Here is a 7,975-nt window from a genome sequence, read left to right as displayed (position 1 = left end):
GTGCATTACAGGGAGCGACTATTGTTTCAGGAATGAATAGCACGACCAATTCATGGCAAAATGATAAAATTAAAGTAGATGAAGAAATTGAAGAGACGTTAAAAACAGGTGATGATATTGGACTGAAAGTTGCCACAGCAGGAGCACTTAAAGTTATATCTGAAAAGGATAAAGTTAAAAATTTTAGTAAAAAAGCGACAAGTGGCATTGCTAATATAGCTTATATTGCTATAGAAAATCTAAAAACAGCACTAAAAGTATCTGAAAACTAAGCAAATGGTAAAAAACTCCAGTTGGGGTTGTGGCTGGAGTTTTTTGTGAAATTAAATATTTTCTAATTTATAGACATTTATTCTGTATGTATATTTTCTGTGTGTTTTGTCTACAATTAAAATATCTTTTTTTTCTAGTTGTTTTAATAAATTTCTAAGCTTGCTGTCTCCTATTTTAGAGGAGAATATTAATTTTAGTGATTCTAAGTCGAGTGGATCGTCGTCAAATAGTTCGTTTTGAATAAGTACATATGTTAAGTCTGGTAGTTTTTTATCTATTTTAGATAATTTGTTACAAATAACGGCGTAATGTTTTAATTGAGATGATTTAAAGTCTAACGCAGAGATTAAATCTTCTATGGATTCTATGATTAATTCCAAGAATCTAGTTACAAAATATGTTAAATCGCCTTTGTTGTTTTCATTATTTGTGACTTTGAACATTTTATAATAGGAGCTTTGTTTTTCTTTTATAGTATATGATAATCTAAGTGAGACGAATTTGTTTAACTTTTGTGATAGTAAATAGCTGCTTATGAAACGGCTCATTCTTCCGTTGCCATCGTAAAAAGGATGAATGTATCCGAACATATAGTGAAAAACTGCTACTCTGATAAAAAAGTTATAGCTTTCGTCGTTTAAAAAATTTAGGCTAGATGATAAAACTTCTATTATTTTGTTTTCTGGATAGATACCTTCATGTATTATTTTACCAGAAGAGCCGCCCACGAAAACTGGTTTTGTTCTAAATAGCTCACCATCAGGCATATTATTAGGGTTATCTGCTAAGACATCATTTAGTGCGAATTCATCGTATAGAGATCTAATATCAGAGCAGGTTTTTAGAGCGATTTTTTCGCCTTTTATTATTTTTTCGTATTTTATTACTAATCCAAAGAATCTATTTTTTTTTGTAGTGCTTGGTGAATTTAAAATTCTTTTTATTTCTTTTTTTGTGCTGTAAACACTTTCTATGTCGTTTGTTTTTTTTATTTCATCGACTAAACATTTCTTTCTGTATTGTTCAATCGCTAATATAGGTAGCTTGGATTCTAGTATGTTTAATTTTGAGTTTAATTCAAATATTTTTTGTATATTTTCTAGTATTTCAGGCGTTATCATTACAAATGCTGGAAATTCATTTATAGTGAAGCCAAGTTTATATGTGGATTCGCTATTTATACGATTTTGGTAAGTTTGCTCGTATTTTGTTTTGTCTTGGTAAAAAAGACTCGATAATAATGTGTATTCCATAGTAACCTCCTTTTTATATATTATAATGAAATAAAAATAATAAGTAAATGATAAAATTATTGAAATATATGATTAATTTATACATTTTTAAATATATTAATTTAAATAAATTATATTTATTTATTATTTTTGACTTAAATTAACAAATATATACATGGATTTTATAATTCTAATAAATTATTTACGTTTATTGAACCATTGTAGTAACTTGAACCATTGTAATTATATTTAACAATCTTGTGATACAGGTATAAAATGTTAGATAGCTGGACATAATAGAACTAACAATTACCTAATCAGGGAGGGGTTTAATATGTTCAATGAAATACATTCAGATTTGTTTAGTCCGAAAGGAAACAACATGAGAAGGGTTTGTTCTAGTAATTTTGATTTAAGTAAAATACAAAATAATAAGGATGGTTTAACCGATGAAGATAGAGATTTTTTAGTTAAATTTGCACAGGATCAAATAAAAAAATTATATAATTCAGGATTTGAAAGTGAGATTGATAGGAAAAATGAAATTTTGCAAGGGCGATTTAAGAAGGGTCTTAAGTGTCCTAAGTGTGGAAGTTTGCGTTTGAATAAGAATGGGAAGACTAATGGTCGCCAGAGATATATGTGCAAAGAATGTAGAATTACGTTTGATGAGAGGAGTTTTTCGCCACTTTCTAACACAAAATTGAGTTTGGATAAATGGCTCAAATACTGTCGTTTTATGTTAGAGGGAGGAAGTATTAGATATTGTGCAGAGGAGGTTGGTGTAAGTGTTCCGACTTCGTTTTTTATGAGACATAGGATTTTGGATGTGATGAATTTATGTCTGAAGGATGAGGTTTTGGATGGAATAGTTGAGGCTGATGTGTGTTATATCAACGAATCTTTTAAGGGTGCGCATATTAAAAAGGATGATTTACTCCAGGATAATTTTTTTAAAAATAATAGAAGAGATAAGTATTTAAGTGAAAAATATTTTTGTGATTTTCATAAGAGTAGTTTGGGGAGTGGGCATTTCTTCCTTAGTGAGAAGCCGTTTTATCGTGTAGATTTTTATAAAAATATAAGTGAAAATCAGATCTGCATAAATACAGCAATTGATAGAAATGGACATATAATTACAAGAGTTGTAGATAATAGTTGTGGAACTACTAATAATAGAAGAAAACCTCAGAATATGGTGTCATTTTTTAACGGAAAATTGGGAGAAAACATAATTTTATGCGCATATAAGACTGGTGAATATCGAGAAATGGCTAGTGAATTGGGCATAAAAATGAGACAATCTCCTAGACCATATAATACTATTTATACTGTAAATCATGTTTATAAATATCATTGGGAGTTAAAAAGATGGCTTGAAAATTTCAATGGAGTGTCAACTAAGTATTTGAATAACTATTTGTCTTGGTTTAAGTTTTTGTTTATGAGTAAGAATTATAAGGAATCTATGCAGATGAAAAAATTGTTTATGGAGCTTGCTACAAGGGATCTTTATATTACTAAGGAAATGATAAAAAATAGATGTGTTGAGCTGTTGTAGTCAAAGCATCAACACAAAGTTGTTAAATATAATCATACGGGGTGGGGGAGGTGAGGTGTAGCTGCGCTAGGAGAGTAGGAAGCTTTGCTTGGAGGAAATTTGGCTCTAAAATTTTATAATTGTGGAAATTTATAGGGTGTGATATGATATAAATAGAAGGATAGATTTTATTTTACAATATCCTATTAAAAATTAAGGGGGTATCACGATGAGAAAGAAATTTACAAGTATTATTCTGACTTTGACATTAGTATTTATGTGTGCTTTGACAGGAGTAGCTGAAGCGGCACAAGTATCTGCTGCGACTGGTTCAAGTTCTGCAGCTAGTGTAAAATCAGGCGACTATATGTACTATTCTATAGAAAACAAAATTTACAAGGTAAATGTAAAGACTAAGAGTAAAAGTTTAGTTTATAAAAACAGTGATGTAGACAAACGTATGTTGAATTTAACTGTAAAAGACGGTTGGATCTATGGTAAGATAGTTGACGATGATCGATATCCAGAAGAATCAGTTGGGTATATTTTTAGAGTCAAAACTACTGGTAGTAGTTTCAAAAAAATGAAATTAGGTTTAAATCCTGTTTTATATAATGGAAGTATTTACTACTATAAGGTAAAAGACAGTGGCGACTTTTATGATGGAGTTGGAATTTATAAGATGACTTTATCTGGAAGCAGTGAAAAATGTATAAAGAAAACTAGTTCATTAAATGAATTTATAATTTACAAATCAAATATATATTATACAAATACTGGTACAAAAGACAAGGATTATTTGAGACGTATGCCAATAGCAGGTGGAACTTCAAAGATTATGTTCTCTTTTGATCATGATATCTGTAGTGTTTACTCATTGAAGGCATATAATGATTATATCTATTTTAATTTCTTAGATGGTAGTAATGGAGATGAAATAATATACAAAATAAAGACTACTTCAACTAAAAAGTATAAAGCTGTTACTACTGGAGGAGTAAATGGATTCTTAGATTTAATGGATTTGAATAGTGGTTATATCTATTATTCACTTTATAATCGTGAAAAAGACTGTGCATATCTTTATAGAATGAATTTGAGTACTAAGGCTAAGACTCTTATCATGAAAAAGGACTATATTGTTGATGCAACTGTATCTAGTGGATATATGATTGTGACTTATAATTATTTTGATGAGAACGCTGGTTACATAGACGACAATACTTGCAAGTATCTATGTACTACAACTGGTAAGAGTGGTAAGATATTGGGTACTTATTGGACTTTCATGTAGATAGATTTTATTGGATAATTTTAATATTTGAATAAATTGTAAATAGCCCCAGTCGCATAATGGCTGGGGCTATTATTATATGCCTAATAAACTATTTACGCTTGTTGAGCCGTTTTTGTAAGGAGCATATGCTGTGTATTCGTTGCCGGCTTTGTCTTCATAAATTATGTAAGATGCTGCTGTCATAGGTGTTGCGAATTGGGCTCTAGGTATATTTATTATAGTTCCTAGGTAGACTACGTAATTTTCCTCTTTGTTCTCCTCATATAGTGCCTTTGCTATGGATCTGGCTGTGTTAGGAGTATCTAGAGTTAGGGATTCGCCTTCAGCTAATCGGTTCGCTGGTAGTATTAGGGTACCTTTTTCGATTATTTTGTCGCCGTCGTCGTAAATTTTTGTTCCAAATCTGATGCCGCTTTTGTCGTCTACTATTGCTTTGACTTGGGCTCCGAGCATTTCAACGTGTGCGTATTTTGCTTTGTATGTGATGTTTTCTGTGTATTTTGAGCCTGATTTATATTCTGTAGTTATGTCGTTTGTGTCTTTAAACCAGCCTATAAATGTGTAGCCTTTTTTTGTTGGGGCTGTAGGTGTATAGTTTAATGCTTCGTCTTTGCTTATAGTTTTTTCGATTAAGTAGTCGGAACCATCGTTTGGGTCGAAGGTGATTGTTACTGATGGATCGTATTTGTAAGCTGATGTTGCTGTAGGGTATTGTTCGTGGAAGCTCGCTGTGTCAAATTGGGAATCTCTTGTGTGGTCGATAAAATCGGTGCTTCCTTTTAGGAAATACTTGTAGCTTATGTTAGAGCTGGTAGAAGTATTTTCATCCCATGTGTTGTCTGTGTTGTACCAATATGAGCCTAATTTTACGATATTCCATGCGTGGTTTGGACCTGTGATTAGTCTGACACCTATGTTTAGTTCTTTTAGCATTTTGCATGTTATTGTAGCAAATCCTTGGCATACGACGCTTTTATCTATGATTGCGTTGTAGGCAGAGTGATTTTGTAGTGAGTAATCGTAATCTATGTTTTGGACTATGTAGTCGTGTACGGCTAACACTTTTTGATATGTGTCTTTGTCGTATACGTCTAGGCTGTCTAATACGTTTTTTACTTCTTTGTCGACTGCTTGTTCTTGTGAATAAGTAGTTAAATATTTCATATTGTAGGTTAATGTTGCTTGAGTACTTGTGTAGCTTGCACTACCGCTGTAGCCGCTCCAGTTCCAGTATAGGTAATCGCCTGCGCTTGAGTCGCCATAACCGTTGTCTTCTACGGCTTCGTTGAAAATGGCTTTGAATAATTCGCTAGAGTATGTTTGGTTGATAGTGAAGGTTATAGTGCCGTTTCTAGCTATCATTTGTTCTTTTAGGTATTCGCCTGCTTGTTCAACTGTATCAAATGTTTCGGTTTCACTTAGTAAACTAGGTGAATTGTATGGCTTAGGTGAGTAAGTTTTTATGTCTAAGCCTTCGTAAGCAGGATTAGTGTAGGTTACTGTGTCAGTTTTTAGTTTGTTAGAATTTAACGTCTCGGCGTAAGAGATGTAGGCGTTTAGAGGCATTATGCTTATGATAAGTGCAAATGCCAGAAATAATGCTGCAAATTTTTTGGTAAGTTTTTTCATGTTTGAAATTTCCCCCTTTTTTATTTATTGAAGATAAAATTGTTGTGATAATAACATTATATAACAAAGTAGGATTGGTTATATAGTTAATTTAGAAAAATATTGTTAAGGTAGATAGGTGAAGGTTATTAGTAATTTTCTTATATGAAATACAATTATTTAATATAAATTATCCTATATAAAATAAGCTCGAACCATTGTAATTATATTTAACAACCTTGTGATACAGGTATAAGGTGCTAAACAGTTGGATATAAAATAAGGCTGATTTTAGTGATGAAGATATAGATTTTTTAGTAAAATTTGTGCAGGATCGAGTAAATATATATAATTTAGTGTTTGAAAGTGAAATTCATAGAAGAAATGAAATTTTGTGGGGGCGTTTTAAAAAGGGGATTAAGGTGTTCTAAGTATTGAAATGTGTATATTTGAATAAAATAGAAGGACTAATACAAAGCATCAACACAAAGTTGTTAAATATAATCACATGGGTAGTGGGGGATGATAGGTGTGGGAGGTGGGCTGCGCTTGTAGAGAGGGAAGCTTCGCTTGGGATGTGGATTTTGTGGCATTTTAAAAGTTCTAGCAGAATTTACTTTTGGATTGGGGCTAGAACTTTTTGGGAGAGATTTATTATTTTGGAATAAACTCTTCGACGTATTTTTTGCTGGCGGTTATGTAGTAGCCTGATTTTAGTTTGTACATGTTTGCTCCAGGCTTTGGGATTATGTCTACGACTGTGAAGATTTGGCCGGGGGTGGCTTCGCCAGCGATGCTTGATGCTTTGAAGTTTGGCTCTGTTCTGTAGTTTACGTTTTGGATGACTTTTATCATTTTTGGTATTTTTGATGAGCCTTCGGCTGTGCAGTTTTTTATGTCGCTGACGCGGATCTTGCCTTTTTTCAGGTTGTCGCAGTCTAGCTTGAACTGCTGCATTTTGTCTGGATTTTTGACCATGTAGATAGGACAGAGCTTGTATTTTTTGCCGACTACGTCTGTGTGCGTTATGATGTCCTTTTGGCAATCGAGTTTTTTGTACTGGCACAACCATGCGCATAGCCAGACCATGCTTTTGTAGGTCGCATCGGTGTAGTGATTGTCCGCGCCTGTTGTTGCGACTTCGATTGCGATGGCGTAGGCGTTGGCGCTGTTTGTTGCGTAACAGCGTTCGTTAGTCGGTATTAGCTGGTAGATTGTACCATCGAGGTCGATTACGTAGTGGGCAGATGCGTAGACGAATTTGCCGTTTACTTTGTAGCCGTTTGCAACGACGTTGTTGAAGTAGGAGACGGTTTTGTGACCGGGGACGTCTGGAGCTCCTGTGTAGTGTATCGCAATTTTTTTTGCGGATAGAGGAGTCCCTGGTCTTCCGTATTTGTTTCTTTTTTGCCATTTTTCGATTATATTTGGTTTTGTTATCATTTTTTTCCTCCTTTTATATGTTTTAATTTAGATTTTATCAAATTTATTTTATTTAATATGAATTTTTTTAGTTTTTATAAGAATGTTATGCTTGGCGGTGATTCTGTTGGTTTTATAGAATTTGCTGCGTTTATTGTGGAGCTACTGGGGAAAGGGACTTCATCGTCTTCACCATCTGTAAAGTTTGTGCTGCTGTTGGAGCTAGCGTCGTCGCAAGGGGCTGCGTTGTTATTTGTGTCTGATGCTGTGTCGGAAGTTGATTTTGGCGCGCTCAGCTTGACTACGGAGCTTGCAGCTACTTTGGCGAAATTTCTGCTGTTGCCGGAGTTGTCTATGAATTTATCTATGTGCAGGCTTCCGTTTACTGCTACTAGATAGCCCTTGCCTAGGTAAGTGGCGCAGTATTCGGCTTTTTTGCCCCATATTTCTATTGGGATGAAGTCTGTGACTGAGGCTCCGTTTTTTGTGTAGGTTCTGTCTATGGCTAGGGTGAATTTTGATATTGCTGTTCCTGTGTTTATGAATTTTAGTTCTGGATCGGCTGTTAATCTGCCTATTAATATTACTTGGTTCATTTTGTTT

General features: G+C 33.6%; 7 protein-coding genes. 3 read left to right on the top strand and 4 right to left on the bottom strand.

The window, feature by feature from the left end:
* Positions 1-272 (top strand): hypothetical protein (locus MR593_RS10315; protein ID WP_290692567.1); only part of this gene is annotated, 272 nt, incomplete at its 5' end.
* Positions 273-323: 51 nt separating this feature from the next.
* Here the strand turns inward: MR593_RS10315 and MR593_RS10310 are convergent.
* A complete protein-coding gene (locus MR593_RS10310) occupies positions 324-1,526 on the bottom strand; it encodes a Fic family protein (protein ID WP_290692565.1) in 1,203 nt (400 codons plus the stop codon).
* Positions 1,527-1,839: 313 nt separating this feature from the next.
* On the opposite strand from MR593_RS10310, the gene MR593_RS10305 reads away from it, so the two are divergent.
* Positions 1,840-3,066 (top strand): IS1595 family transposase, encoded by a 1,227-nt coding sequence (locus MR593_RS10305; protein WP_290692563.1) that lies wholly within the window; start codon positions 1,840-1,842, stop codon positions 3,064-3,066.
* A 208-nt stretch (positions 3,067-3,274) separates the two neighbouring features.
* On the top strand, positions 3,275-4,339 hold the full coding sequence (locus MR593_RS10300) for a hypothetical protein (RefSeq protein WP_290692561.1): 1,065 nt from the start codon (positions 3,275-3,277) through the stop codon (positions 4,337-4,339).
* Positions 4,340-4,414: 75 nt separating this feature from the next.
* Here MR593_RS10300 and MR593_RS10295 read toward each other — a convergent pair whose 3' ends face one another.
* The 3 genes from MR593_RS10295 to MR593_RS10285 form a co-directional block, all read right to left on the bottom strand.
* On the bottom strand, positions 4,415-5,971 hold the full coding sequence (locus tag MR593_RS10295; protein WP_290692560.1) for an InlB B-repeat-containing protein: 1,557 nt from the start codon (positions 5,969-5,971) through the stop codon (positions 4,415-4,417).
* Positions 5,972-6,604: 633 nt separating this feature from the next.
* Positions 6,605-7,393, bottom strand: a complete 789-nt coding sequence (locus tag MR593_RS10290; RefSeq protein ID WP_290692559.1) for an N-acetylmuramoyl-L-alanine amidase — start codon at positions 7,391-7,393, stop codon at positions 6,605-6,607.
* A gap of 74 nt (positions 7,394-7,467) precedes the next feature.
* A partial coding sequence (locus tag MR593_RS10285; protein ID WP_290692557.1) for a single-stranded DNA-binding protein occupies positions 7,468-7,975 on the bottom strand: 508 nt, incomplete at its 5' end.

This window comes from Intestinibacter sp. (assembly GCF_022780145.1).
Taxonomy (GTDB): Bacteria; Bacillota; Clostridia; order Peptostreptococcales; family Peptostreptococcaceae; genus Intestinibacter.
This window is presented reverse-complemented; position numbering and strand designations above follow the sequence as displayed.